Source organism: Kocuria sp. CNJ-770, assembly GCF_001942375.1.
Taxonomy (GTDB): domain Bacteria; phylum Actinomycetota; class Actinomycetes; order Actinomycetales; family Micrococcaceae; genus Kocuria; species Kocuria oceani.
In genome coordinates, this window is sequence record NZ_MKJW01000059.1 from 1 (window position 1) to 1,378 (window position 1,378).

The 1,378-nt window shown below is 67.9% G+C and carries 1 protein-coding gene and 1 pseudogene; one reads left to right on the plus strand and one right to left on the minus strand.

Annotated features, from left to right (window positions below; all coding sequences use genetic code 11):
• Positions 1-939: recombinase family protein (locus tag BJF77_RS19325; protein WP_139318410.1), on the minus strand; the 939-nt coding region annotated here is incomplete at its 3' end.
• Positions 940-962: 23 nt separating this feature from the next.
• On the opposite strand from BJF77_RS19325, the pseudogene BJF77_RS02870 reads away from it, so the two are divergent.
• A pseudogene (locus tag BJF77_RS02870) lies at positions 963-1,378 on the plus strand (aldo/keto reductase); the annotation flags it as partial.

Here is a 1,378-nt window from a genome sequence, read left to right on the forward strand (position 1 = left end):
CCGGCTCACATGGAAGTTCTGCCCGCACCTGTAGTTCGGCACCCGGTGCTCGTTCTGGCCAGCGACCATCGCCGCCCCGCACCGACCGCACCGTGCGACCCCCGAGAGCAGGTAGCGCGGCTGATTGCCGCGACGGTCGACCTTCGCCTTGTTGTCGCGCAGCTTGGCCGCTGAGCGGCGCCACAGTGCCTCGGAGATGATCGGCTGCCACCGATTACCCTCGGCGACCGGGAACAGCTCACCCGTGGCGTTGTACCTGATGAACCCCGCGTACAGCGAGTTGTTCAGCAGGTACCGGGCCGCGTACGTCGACCACGGCCTGCCTCTCGAGGTGACGAACCCCGCCGCGTTCAGATCCTCGGCGATGCCGCGGATCGACTTGGGCCTGCTCGCGGTGAAGTCTGCGAACGCCCGCTGGATGGCCTCGGCCTGCTCCGGGATCTGCGCCCCGTCCTTCGTGTAGCCGAACGGCGTCCAGCCCGAGAGCACCGGCATCCCCTCGGCGCGACGGCGTTCGTTCGAACGGATCGTCCGCTCGGCCTTGCGCCTGGCCTCGAAGCGCGCGATGCCGGCCAGCATCGTCGCCCGGAACTCTCCATCGGCCGTGGCGAGGTCGATCTCGCCGTCGACCGTGACGACCTGCAGCCCATGGTCGATCAGCGTGTTCAGATCCTTGGTGCTGCGCAGAAGCCGGTCGATGTCGACGGCGACCACGATGTCGAACCGCCCGGCGTCGGCGTCCTTGAGCATCCTCGCCCAGTCCGTGCCGGCACCACGTGGCTTGGAGGCCGAGACGGAGGAGTCCTCGTACTCGGCGACGACCCGCCAGCCCCTCAGCTTGGCCAGGTCGCCGATCTTGCGGCGCTGGGTGTCGATGGCCCATCCGTCGCCCGTGCGGTCCTGGGAGATCCGCATGTAGGCGGCTACGCGACTCGTCATGAATCCAATGTTACGGGTGAATGTTGGGATACCAGCACCGCATGGACCCGGACACACCCATCGAGGAGACCATGGGCGCGTTGGCTGAGCTGGTCCAGGAGGGCAAAATCCGTCACATCGGGCTCTCCGAAGCGGCCCCGGCCACGATCCGCCGGGCACACGCGGTGCACCCGGTGACCGCGCTACAGACCGAGTACTCCCTGTGGTCCCGGGACCCGGAACAGGAGATCCTGCCCACGGTGCGGGAACTGGGCATCGGTTTCGTACCGTACTCCCCGCTGGGACGAGGCTTCCTCACCGGCACCATCCGCTCCATCGAGCAGCTGGACGAGGACGACTTCCGCCGCAACAACCCCCGCTTCGCCGGGGAGAACCTCCAGCACAACATCGGGATCGTGGAGCAGGTGGACGCGGTGGCCGCCGAGCTGGGCGCCAAGCC